General features: G+C 59.0%; 16 protein-coding genes. 7 read left to right on the top strand and 9 right to left on the bottom strand.

The window, feature by feature from the left end:
- Positions 1 to 102 precede the first annotated feature (102 nt).
- Positions 103 to 366 carry a hypothetical protein gene (locus HMPREF2779_RS04630; protein WP_105360949.1) on the bottom strand — a complete coding sequence of 88 codons (264 nt, stop codon included), beginning with the start codon at positions 364 to 366 and terminating at the stop codon, positions 103 to 105.
- Between the two features lie 194 nt (positions 367 to 560).
- Here HMPREF2779_RS04630 and HMPREF2779_RS04625 point away from each other — a divergent pair, with 194 nt between their 5' ends.
- Complete coding sequence (locus HMPREF2779_RS04625) at positions 561 to 1148, top strand: Fur family transcriptional regulator (RefSeq protein ID WP_105360948.1); 588 nt, start codon at positions 561 to 563, stop codon at positions 1146 to 1148.
- Positions 1149 to 1277: 129 nt separating this feature from the next.
- Positions 1278 to 2768 (top strand): catalase, encoded by a 1491-nt coding sequence (locus HMPREF2779_RS04620; protein ID WP_049356300.1) that lies wholly within the window; start codon positions 1278 to 1280, stop codon positions 2766 to 2768.
- Between the two features lie 264 nt (positions 2769 to 3032).
- Here the strand turns inward: HMPREF2779_RS04620 and HMPREF2779_RS04615 are convergent, their stop codons facing one another.
- On the bottom strand, positions 3033 to 4349 hold the full coding sequence (locus tag HMPREF2779_RS04615) for an SseB family protein (protein ID WP_105360947.1): 1317 nt from the start codon (positions 4347 to 4349) through the stop codon (positions 3033 to 3035).
- Positions 4350 to 4629: 280 nt separating this feature from the next.
- On the opposite strand from HMPREF2779_RS04615, the gene HMPREF2779_RS04610 reads away from it, so the two are divergent.
- Positions 4630 to 5967, top strand: coding sequence for a DUF6882 domain-containing protein (locus tag HMPREF2779_RS04610; RefSeq protein ID WP_105360946.1), 1338 nt, complete (start codon positions 4630 to 4632; stop codon positions 5965 to 5967).
- Positions 5968 to 6129: 162 nt separating this feature from the next.
- Positions 6130 to 7101 carry an EamA family transporter RarD gene (gene rarD, locus HMPREF2779_RS04605; RefSeq protein ID WP_105360945.1) on the top strand — a complete coding sequence of 324 codons (972 nt, stop codon included), beginning with the start codon at positions 6130 to 6132 and terminating at the stop codon, positions 7099 to 7101.
- 98 nt (positions 7102 to 7199) lie between these two features.
- Here the strand turns inward: rarD and HMPREF2779_RS04600 are convergent, their stop codons facing one another.
- The 4 genes from HMPREF2779_RS04600 to HMPREF2779_RS04585 all read right to left on the bottom strand — a co-directional run bounded on the left by HMPREF2779_RS04600 (position 7200) and on the right by HMPREF2779_RS04585 (position 11163).
- Positions 7200 to 7343: a methionine/alanine import family NSS transporter small subunit gene (locus HMPREF2779_RS04600; protein WP_105360944.1), complete on the bottom strand. Its 144-nt coding sequence runs from the start codon at positions 7341 to 7343 to the stop codon at positions 7200 to 7202.
- An 8-nt stretch (positions 7344 to 7351) separates the two neighbouring features.
- On the bottom strand, positions 7352 to 8935 hold the full coding sequence (locus tag HMPREF2779_RS04595) for a sodium-dependent transporter (RefSeq protein ID WP_105360943.1): 1584 nt from the start codon (positions 8933 to 8935) through the stop codon (positions 7352 to 7354).
- Positions 8936 to 9315: 380 nt separating this feature from the next.
- Positions 9316 to 10377, bottom strand: a complete 1062-nt coding sequence (locus tag HMPREF2779_RS04590; protein WP_070685769.1) for a polyprenyl synthetase family protein — start codon at positions 10375 to 10377, stop codon at positions 9316 to 9318.
- A 54-nt stretch (positions 10378 to 10431) separates the two neighbouring features.
- On the bottom strand, positions 10432 to 11163 hold the full coding sequence (locus tag HMPREF2779_RS04585) for a demethylmenaquinone methyltransferase (protein ID WP_070685771.1): 732 nt from the start codon (positions 11161 to 11163) through the stop codon (positions 10432 to 10434).
- A 255-nt stretch (positions 11164 to 11418) separates the two neighbouring features.
- Here HMPREF2779_RS04585 and HMPREF2779_RS04580 point away from each other — a divergent pair, with 255 nt between their 5' ends.
- The 3 genes from HMPREF2779_RS04580 (at position 11419) to HMPREF2779_RS04570 (ending at position 14007) form a co-directional block, all read left to right on the top strand.
- The gene (locus HMPREF2779_RS04580) at positions 11419 to 12258 is read left to right on the top strand and encodes an ABC transporter substrate-binding protein (protein WP_105360942.1); all 840 of its coding nucleotides are present in this window, start codon (positions 11419 to 11421) and stop codon (positions 12256 to 12258) included.
- Positions 12259 to 12390: 132 nt separating this feature from the next.
- Positions 12391 to 13194, top strand: a complete 804-nt coding sequence (locus HMPREF2779_RS04575; protein WP_070685775.1) for an amino acid ABC transporter permease — start codon at positions 12391 to 12393, stop codon at positions 13192 to 13194.
- Between the two features lie 33 nt (positions 13195 to 13227).
- Positions 13228 to 14007: an amino acid ABC transporter ATP-binding protein gene (locus tag HMPREF2779_RS04570; protein WP_105360941.1), complete on the top strand. Its 780-nt coding sequence runs from the start codon at positions 13228 to 13230 to the stop codon at positions 14005 to 14007.
- A gap of 101 nt (positions 14008 to 14108) precedes the next feature.
- Here the strand turns inward: HMPREF2779_RS04570 and HMPREF2779_RS04565 are convergent, their stop codons facing one another.
- The 3 genes from HMPREF2779_RS04565 to HMPREF2779_RS04555 form a co-directional block, all read right to left on the bottom strand.
- Complete coding sequence (locus HMPREF2779_RS04565; protein ID WP_105360940.1) at positions 14109 to 14942, bottom strand: oxidoreductase; 834 nt, start codon at positions 14940 to 14942, stop codon at positions 14109 to 14111.
- 222 nt (positions 14943 to 15164) lie between these two features.
- A complete protein-coding gene (locus HMPREF2779_RS04560) occupies positions 15165 to 15542 on the bottom strand; it encodes a cupin domain-containing protein (RefSeq protein ID WP_005504776.1) in 378 nt (125 codons plus the stop codon).
- Between the two features lie 167 nt (positions 15543 to 15709).
- Positions 15710 to 17392: a phosphatase PAP2 family protein gene (locus HMPREF2779_RS04555; RefSeq protein WP_105360939.1), complete on the bottom strand. Its 1683-nt coding sequence runs from the start codon at positions 17390 to 17392 to the stop codon at positions 15710 to 15712.
- Between the last annotated feature and the right edge of the window lie 81 nt (positions 17393 to 17473).

Genomic DNA, 17473 nt, shown 5'->3' with positions numbered 1-17473 from the left:
TGTACTTGACTCTATAGAATACGTGCAAGCACCCGCGTGTGCACCTTCTGGAGCGCGGATTCACCCAGAGCGTCACCGGCGCACTGAACTATGCGGGAGGGGTTAGGGAATAGCACCAGGGATATTCACTAGGGGCACTTGCTCCATCACCTGCGCCGTAGCAGTCGGGAAAATACCGAGTAGCAGAATCGTGCCGTACACGCCCAGAAAAAGGATGAAGAGCAGACCGAGCATCAGCTGACCCTCCAGATCAAAACCGGTGGTAGTACTGCGGTATTGACCGTAAATCACCGGGGTCACAATGGGTACACCAAAGAGTAGAACCATCAGCAGAATGTAGATGGGGTTTGTAAAGTCGTACACCATGACCCTATCCTCCTTGATGGTAATCGCCGGTGCGGGTTACTCTAGGTTCTTTGATTGTACGGCATCTTTTCACACCCGAGGCAGGGGTGAGGAGAAGCGCCACAGAGTGGATGAAAAGGACGCTCCATCGGCTTATTATGAGTTTTTCATAAGATAATGATGAATTTCTCATAATAACGTGTAGACTTATACCTATGACCGACGCAAAGACAACCTCCGATACGAAGAAGACCCAGCATCCAGACCACCATAATACTGGTTGCGCCCACACCACCGGCCTACCCCTGCTCTCCGCAATGAGCCCCGAACAGCTCGAAGAAGCATGGACCACCGGCCTGCGTACCAAGGGCCGACGCGTCACCAAGCAGCGCCTCGCCGTACTCCACGCAGTACAGGATCACCCGCACTCCACCGCCGACACCATCGTGCAGGCAGTCCGCGAGCGCATCCCCGCCATCACCGTTCAGTCGGTCTACGTGATTCTTGCCGATCTGACCGACATCGACCTACTGCGCAAGTTTGAGCCGCCGGGAACCCCCGCGCTCTACGAAACCCGCACGGGCGACAACCACCACCATGCCTTCTGCATACGCTGCGGCAAGGTCGAAGACGTGGACTGCGCGGTCGGTTCCGCGCCCTGCCTGACCCCCAGCAATTTTCACGGCATGGCGCTCTTCAGCGCAGACGTGCTCTATCAGGGCGTGTGCGTAGACTGTCAAACTGAGGCAGAAGCAGAACTGGCGAAGAGCCAGGTGCAAGCCGCAGCGAGCGTTCAGCACTAACGAACCACATTCCCACACCTTACTCCGGGCGTGAAACAGCGCCTCAGTGTTCGTTAGCTGCACCCTAAAACAGGAAGAATGCTCGTCGAAAACCACATAGCATCACCAAAAACACAAGGAGAAGCAAATATGTATCAGACCCCGCAGAACCCCATTCAGCCCGGTTCTTACACCACCACGAGCACTGGCACGCCGGTGGCTTCAGATGATCATTCGCTCACCGTGGGCGCCGATGGTCCCATCGTTCTGCACGATGCTTACACTGTTGAAAAGCTCGCTCAGTTCAACCGTGAGCGTGTGCCCGAGCGTGTGGTGCACGCGAAGGGAACCGGCGCATACGGCTACTTTGAAACCACCGAAGACGTTTCGCAGTACACCCGTGCGGCGCTCTTTCAGCCCGGCGTTAAAACCGAGCTGCTGATTCGTTTCTCAACCGTGGCGGGCGAATCCGGCTCCCCCGATACCTGGCGTGACCCACGCGGTTTCGCGGTGAAATTCTACACCACCGAAGGCAACTACGACCTGGTAGGCAACAACACTCCTATCTTCTTCATTCGCGATGCCATTAAGTTCCCCGACTTCATCCACTCGCAGAAGCGTATGCCCGGTTCGGGTCTGCGCGATCACGATATGCAGTGGGATTTCTGGACCCTCAATCCGGCATCGGCGCACCAGGTAACCTGGCTGATGGGCGACCGCGGCCTGCCCCGCACCCTGCGCCACATGGACGGCTTCGGCTCTCACACCTACCAGTGGATTAACGCCGAGGGTGAGCGCTTCTGGGTTAAGTACCACTTCAAGACCGAGCAGGGCAACGAGTTCTTCACCCAGGCTCAGGCCGATGAAATGGCGGGTAAGGATGCTGACTTCCACCGCCGCGACCTGCGCGAGGCTATCGAGCGTGGCGACTACCCCGCCTGGACGCTCTATGTGCAGATCATGCCCTATGAGGACGCGAAGACCTACCGTATTAACCCCTTCGATCTGACGAAGGTGTGGCCGCACTCGGATTACCCGCTGATCAAGGTGGGCCGCATGGTGCTGGATCGCAACCCGCAGAATTTCTTCGCCGAAATCGAGCAGGCAGCCTTCTCCCCCTCGAATTTTGTGCCCGGTATCGCGGCTTCGCCCGATAAGATGCTGCTCGGTCGTATCTTCTCCTACCCGGATGCGCATCGCTACCGCATCGGCACCAACTTCGCACAGCTGCCCGTGAACGCACCACACGCAGCGCCGGTGAACAACTATTCGCATGACGGTTCGATGCGTTATAACTTCAACGACCCCTCCGTTCCGACCTACGCGCCGAATAGTCTGGGTGGACCGCATGCGGATGCGGAACGCGCTGGCGAAGGTAGCTGGGAGTCTGATGGCGAGCTGGTACGCACCGCCTACACCCTGCGCCCGGATGATGATGATTTCTCGCAGGCTCGCACCCTCTACGAGGTAACCATGAACGACGAAGAACGCGAGCGCCTGATCAGCAACATCTCCGGTCACGTAGGCGCTGTTCGTTCCGACGAGATTCGTGAACGCGCGTTCCAATACTGGGATAGCGTTCACCCTGAGCTCGGTTCTCGCGTTCGCGAGGCCGTGGCAGCCGCCGCATCTGGTTCATAAGATACGGCAGCGTCTGTTCTCCTGTAGATTCGAGAACATGACGCACAGCTGGCTACTACTATGGGGTCGGTGACTTTCAGTAAGGTGGAGTCACCGGCTCCATATTTTAAACCCGTTTGCAGGATTACAACCCTCTCCAAACACAAAAATCGCCCGGAAGAGACAACACCGTGTGGGTGTCTCTTCCGGGCGATTTTACGTGACGGGTTTTACGAACTATGCGGATGCACTAGCACCAGCGGGAGAAGCGCCGAAGACCGCTTCCTATTCACCCACAATATCGAGGAGCTCGCGAATCTGCGCCGCGCTCAACACGGTGGAAGGGTTAATTGCGTTCACCTTCACGCTCGGTGCGCCAATCTCCAGGGCGTAACGCAGAATATCCAGGGCATTCGCCGAACGCACCTCAATATGCGGGTCCAGCGCCGCAATCTCAATGGGCGAGGTGAACACCAGCAGGCTCTTCGGGTTGCCGTTCTCGTCCGGGTCAAACACGAAGGAGGTACCGGAAGGGTCGGCCGGGTCAACGCCCACCAGCAGCACGGATGCCGGGGACACCAGGGAGCCGAGCAGCATCTGCATATTGTCCTGCACAAGCGCCATTTTCGCGCCGTCATTGCGAGGAGAAGTGACAATCCAGTGCACCTGAGCGCGCTCAATGTAGCACTCGTGGTCAGTGCCGGGGTCAACCACGATCAAGTCCAGCGCCTCATTGCTGAGGAAGTCAATGAAGACCTTCATCGCCGGTTCGCGCAGAATCAGCTCATCTCCCTCGGATTCCTGGCGCACGTAGCTCTTGCCAATGTGCTCGGAGGAGGAGAACACGCACAGCGCCTGCATGCCGGTCTCGGGCATGCGAATGACCTGGTGGGCCAGTACCGACTCGGGGCCCATCGGGTCAGTCTCGGAGGGAATCAGCAGGGAGCCGGTCGCATCAAGTAGAACGTCGCCACCAAGCATCGTACGAACCACGTTAATGAGGGTTCGCTCCTGCACGTCGTTGCGGAAGGTCTCCAGAGCAGCAACCAAGTAGGGGTTCGGAATCTCATGCTCGCTCGAAGACAATGATGCAGCGGCAGAGTGGCGGGCACGGCCCTCCATACGCTCACGAGCCCATGCCGGGATACGCGAAGCATCACGGGGGAACTCCGCCAGGTGCTCACGCACGTCGGTTGCGGTCAGAGTGCCTTCGTTCTTCCAGCTAGCAGGCTCGTCGTCACGGTTGTAGGAGGCACCCACGCTGAACTGCGGGTTGGGCCAGCCGGTAGCCGCCACCACGATGGAGGCGGTAAACCAGGTACCGCGGTTACCGTCGTAGGCGGCGCGCTGCAGCTTACGAACCTCAGCAATAATGGGCGAGCCGTCCTTGAGCGGGCCGATGGTGCCGATGAACTCTTCACCGTTGCGGAATTCACGCACGCGCACGAAAATCTGACCTGCCAGGGGTTTGACGTCCAGCACCATTTCGCTCCAGCCGGGGTCAACACTAACGACATCCAGCAGCCAGCTTCCAATGTTGTTCAGCGCGTCCTGGATGCGCGCGGCGCGGCTACTCGTCTCGGCGAGGCGGGGTTCAGTCATAGTTCATACATCCTTGAGTGTGAATACGGCGCGGCTGGAGGCATCCGTGTTCGGTCGTAGTGTCGGCTTACAGGGTGCCGGAAGAAGCCGTCTCTTCGATTCTAACGAACACAGGCACTCAACGCAGATAGTTTACGCCGAAAGATATATGCTCTACCTCTCCCCTGCACCTCTCACAGACGGCTCAATCGACCCTCTTATCGTCCAATACGCCTAAAGCGCACACTAAAACCGGGGATACACGGCATAGTGAACGCTAAAAGGTTGATAATCTTGAAGCATGACGAATTCTCTGCAGGACCTTATCGACGCATCGATCTTTATCTCCACCGAGTACCAGGCTCGACTCGCTGAGCTCGTGGGTACCTCCGAGTGGAACGTGGATTTCACCTCCCAGTCTCTGGATTTTGAGACCACTCCCCCGCTTTCGCTCAAGCCGCACCTGCTGGGCACCGAATCCGAGAACCGCGGTACTTGGATTTGGTCTTGGCAGCAGCTGGGCTACTTCCCCGACTCCGTTGTTTCCGCCGCTATTCAGGCGCGCGAAACCGGTGAGCGTGACGGCCTGACCGAGCTGACCACCGACGAACTGCCCCTCTCCGAGTCCCTGGCACGCCGCCTGACCCTGGCAGCCAAGACCATCAGCGGCCTGTACGCACACTACCCGCTACCCGCGGGCGCTGGCGTGCGCGCATGGACCCTGCTGGAGGGTGCCGAGCTGACCCTCGAGGCCCCGACCTACAAGGGTATCGGTCGCGTCATTGCTAAGACTCTGCAGAGCGAAGAGATCCACAACCAGGTTCTGGCGGTGGACTCCTACGCTCAGCAGCGCGGCTTCCACATCGCCTGGGACACCGAGGCAACCGCCGTGCTGACCGCAACCGACGGTGCCCTGCGCCTGTGGTTCGATGAGGGTCGTATTAGCGGCATCGAGCAGGCTGAGCCTCAGGTTGGCCCCGAGATTCTGGAGCAGTGCGCAGCCGCTGCCGCACAGCGTCGCGAATCCCTCGCCGCACTGCGCGCCGAGATTGAGCGCGTGGCAGCCGCAGAGGCAGCCGCTCAGAACGCACAGCGCGAGCAGGAGGCAGCAGAACGCGCCGCCGCACGTGCCGAGGCCGAAGCAGAGCGCGCCGTCGAGATTGCCGAGCACGCACCGGTCGCAGAGACCGAGGTACCCGGCGTCGAGAGCACCGAGAACCTCTACCCCGCCGACGAGGCTCCCTTCGATCAGGAGCCGGCAGAGTATGCAGAGCCCGGCCTGGTCACCGTGGAGACTCTGCCCGGCGAATACGAGGCAGAAGAGACCGAACAGGCTCGTGTCTACACCGACGAGTCCATCGGCGCCGAGCAGCCCGAGTACGAGACCGTTGAGGCTTCCGCAGAGTACGCTGAGGAGCCGGTCGCCGCTGAGACTGTAGCTGAGCAGCCCGTCGAGGTCGAGCAGGAAGCAGCAGAGTACGAGGAGCAGCACGTGGAGCCCATCCGCAACGCTGGCGCGGCTCCCGACCTGCAGGCAGAGCACGAAGAGGCAGCCCGCCGCGAGCAGGAAGAAACTGCACGCCGCGAGGCAGAGCAGCCCAAGAAGAAGGGCTTCTTCTCCCGCTTCTTCGGCCTCTAAACCGAATACGCAGCAACGCTTCAGGCGCGGTATCCTCGTGATACCGCGCCTGTGGCGTACCCGGCGGGTAGAGTAGCCTCGGTGCGCATCAATGCCCCAGCTGGCGCATCCGGACGACTAGCATTAGAAGAACGTAACTAAAGAATCAGGTCAGAAGAAACCATGTCAGAAACGCAGAAGCACACCACCCGCAACGGGTTTATCACCATCATCGGCACCTACCTCATTTGGGGTATGCTCCCCCTGTATTTTGTGGTGATGGCACCGGCGGGACCTATTGAGATCGTGGTGGCGCGAGTGGTCTTCTCCCTCATTTTCTGCGCCCTGCTACTACCGATTGTGCGGGCAACCGCGGACTTCCGCCGCGCTCTCAAGGACCGCCGCATCATGCTGGTGCTGACGGCGGCGTCGTTCCTCATCGGCGCAAACTGGCTTATCTACGTGATGGCAACGACCAGCGGCCACACGATTGACGTATCCCTGGGCTATTTCATTAACCCGCTGGTCTCCGTGGTGCTGGGTGTGATTTTCCTGCAGGAGCGCCTACGCGCCGCTCAGTGGGTGTCCGTCGCTATTTCTTGTATTGCGGTGCTGATGATGAGCCTCATCTACGGCCAGGTGCCCTGGACGGGTCTGGGTGTGGCGTTCTCCTTCGGCATCTACGGCCTGCTCAAGGCACGTGTAGCCCACGATGTGAGCCCCATCGTCTCGCTATCCCTGGAGACCTTTATCCTGGCGCCCTTCGGCGTTGCTGCCCTCTTTGTTCTCAACTCGCAGGGTCAGATGACCCTCTTCAGCGAAGGTGCCGGGCACTTCTGGCTTCTCGCGTCCACCGGCGTGGTCACCGTTGTTCCGCTGATGCTCTTTGCGGCGGCTACCAAGGCCCTGCCGCTCTCGGTCATTGGCATGGTGCAGTACCTGGGCCCGACCATCCAGTTCATTCTGGCTATCACCGTTCTGCACGAGCAGATGAGCCCCGATAAGGTGCTGGGTCTGAGTCTCATCTGGATTGCGCTCATCATTTTCACCGTGGATGCGTTACGTGCCTCCCGCGCCTACCGCGCCTCCGCGCTGTCCGACCCGGAAACCGGCATGATCCCGCTCGTACAGGCTGAAGACGTACAGAGCAAGTAGCTCTCCCCAAATCCGCACAAAACACAGTCCCACACAAAACACAATGGTGCCCCGCAGGCTAACGCCTGCGGGGCACCACTTTATATCGCGTTCACACTCTAAAGCTCAGAACCCTGAGCTTCAGCAGCATCATCGAGAGCATCCAGATCCGGCTGACGGTGCAGGTTCAGCAGAGCCAAACCCAGGCCACCCCAAATGATCAGGATTGCCACAATGAGCATCACAATTGCGGAGAAAGACATGAGGGCTCCTAACGGGTAATGGTCGAATCAACGTGGCCGTGCTCCACCTGACCGGAAATCACCGGAGGTGCCGGAGGCTCTTCAGCCGCACGAGACTTCTTCGACCAGGGCAGAAGAGAAACACCGATCGCGCCAACCAGCAGGAACGCACTCATACCCCAGCCGAAAATAGCCAGCAGATCCGCGGGGTAACCCTCATAGGGGGTTGCCACAAGCTTAATTACGCTCTGAATCAGGGAGTAGCCCAGAACCAGCGGGGTCACGACAGCCAGCAGAATCATCCAGATCTTGCCAACCTTAATGGAGGAGTAGCGGTTCAGGTGCTCAGCCAGAGCCGGCAGTGCACGCACCACGTATGCAACCACGATAATGGCGCACAGGCCAGCAGCCAGAATACCGAAGAGGTTTACGAAGTTATCGAGAATATCCAGCACGTACAGACCGGTGGTAGTCGGCATCAGCAGTAGCGAAATCAGCGCCATGGGAACAACCACCAGGATAGTGGAGAAGACACGGGAAGTCGCGAACTTATCCTGAATACCGGCAATAATCACCTCAAGAATCGAGATGAGGGAGGTGAAACCGGCAAAGAGCAGGGAGCCGAAGAAAAGGATACCGATTAGCACGCCGCCGGGCGCCTGAGAAATAATGGTCGGGAACGCGATGAACGCCAGACCAATACCGCTGGTTGCAACCTCGCTCACCTGGGTGCCAGCAGCCTGAGCCATAAAGCCCAGAGCCGAGAACACACCAATACCCGCCAGAAGCTCAAAACCGGAGTTCGCGAAACCAACCACAGCACCGGAACCGGTCAGGTCAGTCTTAGGCTTCAGGTAGGAAGAGTAGGTGACCATAATGCCGAAGCCAATGGACAGCGAGAAGAAAATCTGACCGTAGGCAGCAACCCACACATCGGGGTTAGCCAGGGAGTCCCAGCTGGGGGTGAACAGAGAGTTCAGACCATCAATAGCACCGGGCAGGGTCAGGGAGTAAATCACCAGACCAACGAACATGATGAGCAGAATCGGCATGAAGACAATGTTGGCGGCGCCAACACCCTTCTGAACGCCCAGAGCCATCACAGCCAGCAGCACACCCCAAATCAGCACCATGGGAACCAGAACATCCATGTTGAAGTCCAGGGAGACACCGGGGGTGTCTGCAACCTTCAGGAACTCACCCTGGAAAAATGCCTTCGGGTTATCGCCCCACGCATTAGTGAAGGAGAAAACCATGTAACGTAGCGACCACGCCACAATAGCGGCGTAGTAGATAGCAATCACGAAGTTAATACCCATGTGCCACCAGCCGATGAACTCGGTCTTACGGTTCAGACGGCGGAAAGCCAACGGGGACGACGCACGCGCACGGTGACCGATAGCGTAGTCAAAGAAAAGGAAGGTCAGACCGGCGGTCAGCAGGGCGACAATATAGGGAATCATGAAGGCGCCGCCGCCGTTATCAAATGCGATGTAGGGGAAACGCCAAATATTGCCCAGACCAACAGCAGAACCGATGGCGGCAAAGATGAAGACGCGACGGCTGGAGAAGCCTTCGCGCTTCGTGGGCGCCTTAGGGGTAGATGCTCCCATAGTTGTAAACCTCGAATGTGTGGGGACGCGGATGGTTGGGGCGAGAATAACCCGTCGGAGTGATTGGGCTCTGCTCGCGTCCAGAAATAGTAAACGGCTCTCCAACACGGGTTGGGTGTGGGAGCCGTCAGGCGTCTGAGGGGTGGATGTGCACCTCGGACATGCCTATAAGGTTTACCTTAAAGGTAGGGGTCGGTCAAGGAGACCCCAGCATGCGGAAGCTTTCGGAGGGTGAGAGGAGCCCCAAGCCACCCCGAAAATCTGCGCTGACTAGCCATAACATAGAAAACTCCCGCCGAATCCGGACAGATTCAGCGGGGGTTTTGAAGTATGAGACACCCGGAAGTCGTTAGACCCGAGTACACACTACACGGCAGGTTTTAGCCTTCGCGGTGAACCACAGCATGAGCGAAGGACTCCAGCGCAGCCTTCGCAGTGGACTCAGGCAGCGGAGCAATCGCGGCAATCGCGCGGTCCGCCCAGTCGTAGGCAATCTGCCATGATTCCTGGGTGACCGGGTGGGCGGCGAGCGCCTCCACCGCGGTCTCCAGAGCCTTGTCGGAGCTGAGGTCTACATCTAGCAGTGCACGAACCTTGATAGCAGATTCGTCGCCGGCGGCTACCGCGCGGTCCAGCAGGATGGTCGGCAGGGTCGGCACGCCCTCGCGCAGGTCGGTGCCGCGGGTCTTGCCGCTGGTCTTACCGTCGCTCACAATGTCGATGACGTCGTCAGCCAGCTGGAACGCCACGCCGACCAGCTCACCGTACGCCTTGACCATGGAGATAACATCTTCGGAAGCGCCCGAAAGCAGGGAGCCGTACTCGCCGGCAGCGGCAATCAGGGAACCGGTCTTACCCTCAATGACCGCGATGTAGTGGTCGAGCAGGTCCTGACCCTCACGGGGGCCGGTGGTCTCAAAGAGCTGGCCGAGCACCAGACGTTCGAAGGTCTGGGACTGAATCTTCATGGGGCGGGTACCCAGCTCGGACACCAGCAAGGATGCGCGGGAGAAGATCAGGTCGCCGGTGAGAATCGCGACGGAGTTGCCCCAAATCATCTGGGCGCTGTCCACGCCGCGGCGCTTGGGGGCATCGTCCATCACGTCGTCGTGGTAGAGGGTTGCCAGATGGGTCAGTTCAACGACCACGGCGGCTTCGATGACGTCATCGTTGATTTCGCCGTCTACGGCTGCGCAGAGCAACGCCAGCAGGGGGCGCACGCGCTTGCCACCCGCGGAGAGCAGGTGACGGGATGCGACATCCGCCAGGTGGTCGGTCTGCGCGATGGCTTCTGCCAGGCGCTCCTCAATACGTGCGAGAGAGGAGAGAATCTGCGGACCCAGCTTGGGGTCAGCGGCGATGAGTTCAAAGCCTGCGGGCAGTTTCAGGTCGAGGTCTCCCAGCAGGTCGGTTGCGGCAATGGGCTGCTCTGCGTTGCTCACGGTGTCTTCTATCTTCTTGGTGTTGGTGTCTTCGGTGGTGTGTGAACGCGGTGTCTATGCGTTGTGTGCTTCAGGCTTGAAACCGCGGTGAATGGCGACGATGCCGCCAGTCAGGTTGCGGTACTGCACGGAGGTGAAGCCCGCTTCCTTGAACTTCTGCGCCAGTTCCTGCTGGTTGGGCCAGGTGATGATGGACTCGGCGAGGTATTCGTAGGATTCGGGGTTGGAGGAGATTGCGCGGGCAATGGGCGGGATTGCCTTCATGATGTAGTTCTTGTAGACCGCGCCGAAGGGGGCGAAAATCGGGGTGGAGAACTCGAGGATGACGATGCGTCCGCCGGGCTTGAGCACGCGGTAGATTTCGCTCAGTGCCTTGGGGTAGTTGGCGACGTTGCGCAGGCCGTAGGACATGGTGACCGCGTCGAAGGTTTCGTCGTCGAAGGGTAGGGCGGTGACGTCTGCCTGCACGAAGGTCATGTCGGGGCGGCGGCGGCGGCCCACATCCAGCATGCCTTCGGAGAGGTCTGCTGCGATGACGTCCACGCCGGCGTCGGCGAAGGGTTCGGAGGAGACTCCGGTGCCTGCGGCTACGTCCAGCACTTTCTGGCCGGGGTGCGCGTCGACGGCTGCGACCGCCTGCTTGCGCCAGTAGATGTGCTGGCCGAGGGAGAGGATGCCGTTCATGAGGTCGTAGCGTTCGGCTACGGTATCGAACATGGCGGCGATGTCGCTGGTTTTCTTGTCTAGGGTTGCGCGGGTTGCGCGAGTGTTCTTCTCTGCGTTCACGTTCTCAATTGTGGCATGGAGGTTACTAGATTCGATAGTTGGGTAAACCGTAGTAGTGTCGCACGGTGCGTTAAGGTGCGTTCTGGAGTGGTTTTCGAGTTGCTAATTCTGGGTTTTATTCAGTTTTTGGGGGTGCGAATTATGCATATTCAGCAAAAATTTATGAATATTTATGTGTATGCTTGCATTTTTTAACATAGGCGCGCACAATAGACCATAGATTTCATAGAGCACACCCCACACAGGAGCATCCCAATGAACACCGCATCCCTCAAGAAGGCATCCCTCAAGCCCCTCGCACTGCTGGCAGTACTGTCCCTGGCACTGACCGGCTGTGTCTCCACCGCCAACGAGAACACCGACCCTAACGGCGAGGTCAGCCTCGTCAAGTCCGGCATCCTCAGCGTCTGCACCAACACCCCTTACAAGCCCTTCGAATATGAAGAAAACGGCACCATCGTCGGCCTGGATGCAGACATCGCCAACGCTATCGCCTCCGACCTGGGCGTGAAGGCTCAGCTGATCTCCATCAGCTTCGAGGGTCTGGACTCCGGTACCGGTCTTGCCACCGGTCAGTGCGATATCGCCCTGGCGGGTATCGGCGTGACCGATGAACGTAAGAGCAAGATGGAATTCACCACCGTCTACTTCGACGACAACCTGGCAATCCTGGTCCCCAAGGGTTCCTCCATCACCTCCGCCGCAGCCCTGAAGGGCGTGAGCGTTGGTGCGCAGCAGGCAACCAGCGGTGAAACCTACGCCAAGGAAAACGGTGCAGAGGTCATCCAGTACGAAGACACCTCCCTCATGTTCTCCGCTCTGAAGACCGGTCAGGTCAAGGCAGTCGCAGCGAACCTCTCCGTGGTGTCCGAGGCACTGACCAATGACCCGGACTCCTTCAAGATCGCCTACCAGGATTCCGAGAACACCGAGCAGATTGCCGCAGCAGTTTCCTCCGACAACAAGGCACTGCTGGCCAAGGCAAACGCTACCATCGCCAAGCTCAAGGAAAACGGCGAACTCGACAAGATGAAGGCCAAGTGGGTTGGTACCACTTCCTCCACCTCCGCGAGCGCCTCTTCCTCCGCTTCCTAAGAATCTAGCTGGTTAGTCTCTCCCCCAATTCAGGAGTACCCTTATTACTTTTGGGTTGGGGGATTCTCCGGCCTCTACCCTTGTGAGCGTATAAAACGCTCTTGACCGAACAGCACACGGATAAGAAAGCGCATGTCCTCTAAACTCTCACCCCGTCAGAAGCAGAAGCTCTTCCGCTACGCGCAGTACGCCCTTCTGGCAGTTATCGCCCTGGCAGCCATTCTTCTGGCTGATTGGAAGACCCTCAGCCAGCAGGTATTCAACCTGGATGTTGCGGCTAAGCAGTTCCCCGACGTCATCACCGTGGCGCTGAAGAACACCCTGCTGTACACCACCTTGGGCTTCATTGTGGGCCTCTCCGGCGGTCTACTGCTGGCGCTCATGCGTATTTCTTCCATCGCCCCCTACCGCTGGATTGCGACCCTGTACGTGGAGCTTTTCCGCGGTATCCCGGCACTGCTGGTCTTCTTCGCGTTCGGTTACGGCATTCCCCTGGCGTTCAAGATCCGCTTCGTGGATAACCTGATTCCGGTGACCCTGTCCCTGGGTATGGTTTCGGCAGCTTACATTAGTGAGGTTCTGCGTGCGGGTCTGCAGGCGATCCCGAAGGGTCAGATGGAGGCGGCACGCTCCCTGGGTATGTCCCACACTCGCGCGATGATTTCGATCATTATTCCTCAGGCGTTCCGAGTGGTTCTACCTCCGCTGACCAACGAGGTTATCCTGCTGACCAAGGACTCCTCCCTCGTGTACCTGCTGGGCGTGACGGTTTCTCAGTACGAGCTGGCGAAGTTCGGCCGTGAGGGCCTGACCGCCGCTAACGCGGGCCTGACTCCTCTGGTGGTTGCGGGTCTGTGCTACCTGATTATCACTGTTCCGCTGGGCCAGCTCTCCGCATACTTTGAGCGCCGCACCCAGCTTGCGGGCCGCAAGTAAGCGCAACGACAGATACGGATTACGGAAGATACTATGACTGTTTCAACTTCATCCATGGCCGCCTCCTCGGTGCGCATTTCTAACCTGCACAAGTCCTACGGCAAGGTTCAGGTTCTCAAGGGCGTTGACATGCAGGTCAAGCCGGGCGAGGTCGTGTGCCTTATCGGCCCTTCGGGCTCCGGTAAGTCCACCCTGCTGCGTTGCGTGAACCTGCTGGAGGAGCCGAACGACGGCACCATCATGGTGGGCGATACCGAGGTCACCGACCCGGACGTAGACATTAACCGCGTGCGTACCCACATGGGTATGGTGTTCCAGCAGTTCAACCTGTTCGGCCACCTGAACATTCTGGATAACTGCACGATCGCTCAGATTAAGGTTCTGGGCCGTTCCAAGGCTGAGGCGGAGGCGGTTGCCCGCGAGCAGCTCGCCAAGGTTGGTCTGGAGGGCAAGGAAGACCGCTTCCCGGCTCAGCTGTCCGGTGGTCAGCAGCAGCGTGTGGCTATTGCACGTGCGCTGTCCATGAACCCGGACCTGATGCTCTTCGATGAGCCGACCAGTGCGCTCGACCCGGAGATGGTCGGCGAGGTTCTGAGCATTATGCGCAACCTTGCTGACGAGGGTATGACCATGATCGTGGTGACCCACGAGATGACGTTCGCCCGCGAGGTCGCCGATAAGGTCGTCTTCATGGCCGATGGCGTGGTCGTGGAGGAGGGCCCCGCCGATCAGGTGATTGGCAACCCCCAGCACAAACGTACTCAGGCTTTCTTGGCGCGCGTGCTCGATCCGACCCACGCCGTAGTAGACTAGTACTAGCTCTTGAAAAACGTAGCGGGCGGTGCTGTACGAAACATTCTGTTTCGCGCAGCACCGCCCGCGTTTTAATGCTCTAGTTCGCCGCTATTTCGGTTCTAGAAGATACGGCGCGCCACCTTGTCAAAGAGACGGTCCGGTAGCACGGTATGCAGGAACACGGAGGGCTTAGCACCGAATCCCACGAGGTAGCGGGTCTTGGGGCGGCGCGCCTCCAACGCTCGCAGAATAGCGTTAGAGATAACCTTGGGCTCTGAGAGGTTGGAGGAGGGCGAGTAGAGCTTACGCATATTTGCCGCAACCCGCTGCGCCTGAGCCGCGTAGACACCGTTTCGGGAGGATTCCTCGAGGTGGTCTGCCGCGATGAGTCCCCAGGGGGTTTTGATGCCGCCGGGCTCGATAATGGCCACGTCGATACCGAACTCTTCAGCCTCCATGCGCAGTGCATCGCTGAACGCTTCGAGGGCGTACTTGGTGGCGTGGTACCAGGCACCCAGGGGCGAGGTAATACGCCCCGCCATCGAGGAGATGTTCAGGATGTGCCCGCTGCCCCGTGCACGCATATGCGGCAGCACCAGCTGGGTGAGGCGCGCGAGGCCGAAGAGGTTCACCTCGAACTGGCGGCGTGCCTCGTCGATGGGGACGTCTTCAATGGCGCCGTAGGATCCGTAGCCTGCATTGTTGATGAGCACGTCAATGCGGCCTTCTGCGTCAATGATCTGCTGTACGGCGGCTTCCATGGATGCTTCATCGGTAACGTCCAGACTGAGCGCTTTCACACCCTCGGAGGCGAGCTCTTCAATCTTCTCAACGCGGCGGGCGGCACCGTAGACGATGTAGCCGTAGCGCACCAGTAGCGGCGCCACGTCGTAGCCGATACCGGAGCTGGCGCCGGTGAGAAGAACGACGGGACGTTGCAGCGACTTGGGCATTGCGCATCCTTTCGGGTTGTTCCCTGTGATGATAGCGGAGGTGTACTTCTCAGGGTACGCCCGCGCGGGGTGTACGAGCGTGCAGAAAGCTCAGGGCGTAGCGTAAGGGTATTCTCGCGGGCATATGTGAGGGCAGGAAGGCATACAAAAGCTCGCCGCGGCATCCTGTGCAGATACGGCGGCGAGCTAATGTTTTGGGGTTAGGGGTTTAGAGGTCGGGGATTAGACCTCTTCGACGTCAATATTGACCTTGGGTTCGGGGTGCGATTCGCCGGTCAGCATGGTCACCAGCAGGGTGGAGTCCTTCACGGCGCGCAGGGAGTGCAGCAGCTTGGCGGTCACGTGAATCGGCTTGCCGGGCACCAGGGTAATATCGCGGTCCTTCACGTGGAAAATCACCTCGCCCTTGAGCACCTGCACAAAGACGGGGTGTACGCTGTGGTGCTCGTGCCAGGACTGGCCTGCTGCCAGTTCCATGAGGGTCAGGTTGCCGCCGTCGGCATCAACGATCTTGCGGGCCTGGGGCTTATCTTCAAAGGGGGTCAGCGCTTCGGTGAGCTGAGGGAATACGAGGACGCGGCCTTCATGGGTACCTGCCATGGTACGCACCTTTCTCTTGAGGGGTGAGTGAAAGGGGGCGCGCACCCCCTCCCTATTATTGGTATTTAAAATACTAAATTATTTATATTGTATTCCCCTCCCCGCAACAGGACAATACCTCAACTCACACCGAGCTAAAACACCCCGAGCAGGGAGGGGAACAACATCTACTGATAACTCCACACCTTCGAATAGGCGGAGCGATTACTATTACGCGGACGCAACAGGTTCACCATCAACGCCGTCGTACCAAAGCTCACCGCAATAATCATGCAGGTCGCCGCGGTAAAAGCACCGCCGGGAATCGGTGCAAAAATCGCAATCAAGTACAGAATCACCGCGCAGAACGACAGGAACAGCGTCGCAATCGTCATCAACGGCACCAGCACCAAACCGCCACGCGCCGGCACCGCAAAATCTGCCGGACGCACATAACGCAACACACCCATACCCACAACCGTCCAGATGGCGGTGACCAGAATAGCGGTCACCACATCCGCCGGGCGGTGCCAACCGTTAATAATCGTGGAGGCACCCGTCAGGCAGGTCGCCAATGCCGCGCAGAGAGCCACCGTGGGCCGCAAGAAACGAGGCGCCGCCAGGAAGAGCGCCGTGCCAGCCGCCGCCGCGAAGGTTGTGTGGCCACTGGGCGCCGAGTTGCTCAGCGCTTCCTGAACACCCAGGTCGGGCTTCACAATCAGGTAGTGCTTGAGCAGATACGTACTCGTCACCGCCGCAGCCGCGGCCAGCACACCAATCAGCGAAGGCAGGAACCGGTGCTTCCAAATCAGCACCGCAACCAGACCCAGCACGGCAATCACGCCGACAACCGCAGGAAGAGAATCCAGCGCCGTCAGGGTCGGGCCGCGGTAACTCTTGAACTGGTTCGCGTACTCGGTGTACGCCTGCTCATCAACCTGCTGGCCGGTCGCCGTGTAAATGAAGAACACGAACGCGCCGTAGAGAGACAGACCCAAGAACAGCAACGCCATCACGTGACGCATCAAAATACCGGTACTCGGAAGATGATGCACTTGCTCTTCGCCGGGACGATTCACCGGGCGGCCCGAAGCATCCACGGGAACCTGACCGGTCTGAACATACGCACCGTTCGGGTAGGCGGCGGCAGGATACGCCTCGGGAGGATAAGCCACCGGCTGCGGAGGCATCGCACGCATGGGAAGAGGCTGATGAGCACCCATCTGAGGCGCACCCATTGGGGAGGCACCCATCTGATTGTTCAGCGGGAAACCGCTCACCGGAGGCTTCGGCGGATCCAGGCGGCGCGTAGCCTGCATCGGTTCATCCGCACTATAGTTCCCCTGAGAAGCACGCTCCTGCGGCGAGGGAATCGTCTCAGGAATCTTAATGGGGGCGCGGTAAGCGCGCGGCAAAGGACGAGTCGCGCCAATAACCTCTGAAAGTTCGGGATACGAAGAAATAACTTCGGTATTCGCAGATTCAGCGTTCGCGGAACCGGTATTCATGGAACCTGCAGGCGCAGTTTTGTTAGCCGGCGAGGAATCGTAATCCGTCAAAACTTTCGTGCGGTCATCACTGTGCGTAGCGGCAGGGGTAGCCGTTTCGTGGGAGGTGAGCACCTGGGTAGCATCCTGATAATCAGAGAGCACCGCAGTCGGGTCCTGATAATCAGAAAACGCCTGAGTCGGGTCCTGATAATCAGAGAGCACCGCAGTCTCATCAGAGGAAAACACCGTAGTGGGCGCATTGTCAGCAGCGGCCGCATGCACATCAGCGGGGTGAAGCACACTGGTAGCATCGAGGTTTTCGGAGCTCTCCCAACCGGAGTTTTCCGAACCCGATGTATTTGCCGGTGTTTTCTTCTTCATAACCCTTTGTACCTTCTCGCCCTCATGTCTGTTAGTGATACCCGAGCCCGCAGATGCCAGCCCCTCAAAACGGTAGCCCTC

Origin of the sequence: Rothia sp. HMSC069C03 (assembly GCF_001811075.1) — a bacterium.
In the GTDB taxonomy this organism is placed as follows: domain Bacteria; phylum Actinomycetota; class Actinomycetes; order Actinomycetales; family Micrococcaceae; genus Rothia; species Rothia mucilaginosa.
This window is presented reverse-complemented; position numbering and strand designations above follow the sequence as displayed.

Coding starts and splice junctions, on each gene's coding strand:
- HMPREF2779_RS04630 (WP_105360949.1), bottom strand. CDS start 366: ATGGTGTACGACTTTACAAACCCCATCTACATTCTGCTGATGGTTCTA.
- HMPREF2779_RS04625 (WP_105360948.1), top strand. CDS start 561: ATGACCGACGCAAAGACAACCTCCGATACGAAGAAGACCCAGCATCCA.
- HMPREF2779_RS04620 (WP_049356300.1), top strand. CDS start 1,278: ATGTATCAGACCCCGCAGAACCCCATTCAGCCCGGTTCTTACACCACC.
- HMPREF2779_RS04615 (WP_105360947.1), bottom strand. CDS start 4,349: ATGACTGAACCCCGCCTCGCCGAGACGAGTAGCCGCGCCGCGCGCATC.
- HMPREF2779_RS04610 (WP_105360946.1), top strand. CDS start 4,630: ATGACGAATTCTCTGCAGGACCTTATCGACGCATCGATCTTTATCTCC.
- rarD (WP_105360945.1), top strand. CDS start 6,130: ATGTCAGAAACGCAGAAGCACACCACCCGCAACGGGTTTATCACCATC.
- HMPREF2779_RS04600 (WP_105360944.1), bottom strand. CDS start 7,343: ATGTCTTTCTCCGCAATTGTGATGCTCATTGTGGCAATCCTGATCATT.
- HMPREF2779_RS04595 (WP_105360943.1), bottom strand. CDS start 8,935: ATGGGAGCATCTACCCCTAAGGCGCCCACGAAGCGCGAAGGCTTCTCC.
- HMPREF2779_RS04580 (WP_105360942.1), top strand. CDS start 11,419: ATGAACACCGCATCCCTCAAGAAGGCATCCCTCAAGCCCCTCGCACTG.
- HMPREF2779_RS04575 (WP_070685775.1), top strand. CDS start 12,391: ATGTCCTCTAAACTCTCACCCCGTCAGAAGCAGAAGCTCTTCCGCTAC.
- HMPREF2779_RS04570 (WP_105360941.1), top strand. CDS start 13,228: ATGACTGTTTCAACTTCATCCATGGCCGCCTCCTCGGTGCGCATTTCT.
- HMPREF2779_RS04565 (WP_105360940.1), bottom strand. CDS start 14,942: ATGCCCAAGTCGCTGCAACGTCCCGTCGTTCTTCTCACCGGCGCCAGC.
- HMPREF2779_RS04560 (WP_005504776.1), bottom strand. CDS start 15,542: ATGGCAGGTACCCATGAAGGCCGCGTCCTCGTATTCCCTCAGCTCACC.
- HMPREF2779_RS04555 (WP_105360939.1), bottom strand. CDS start 17,392: ATGAAGAAGAAAACACCGGCAAATACATCGGGTTCGGAAAACTCCGGT.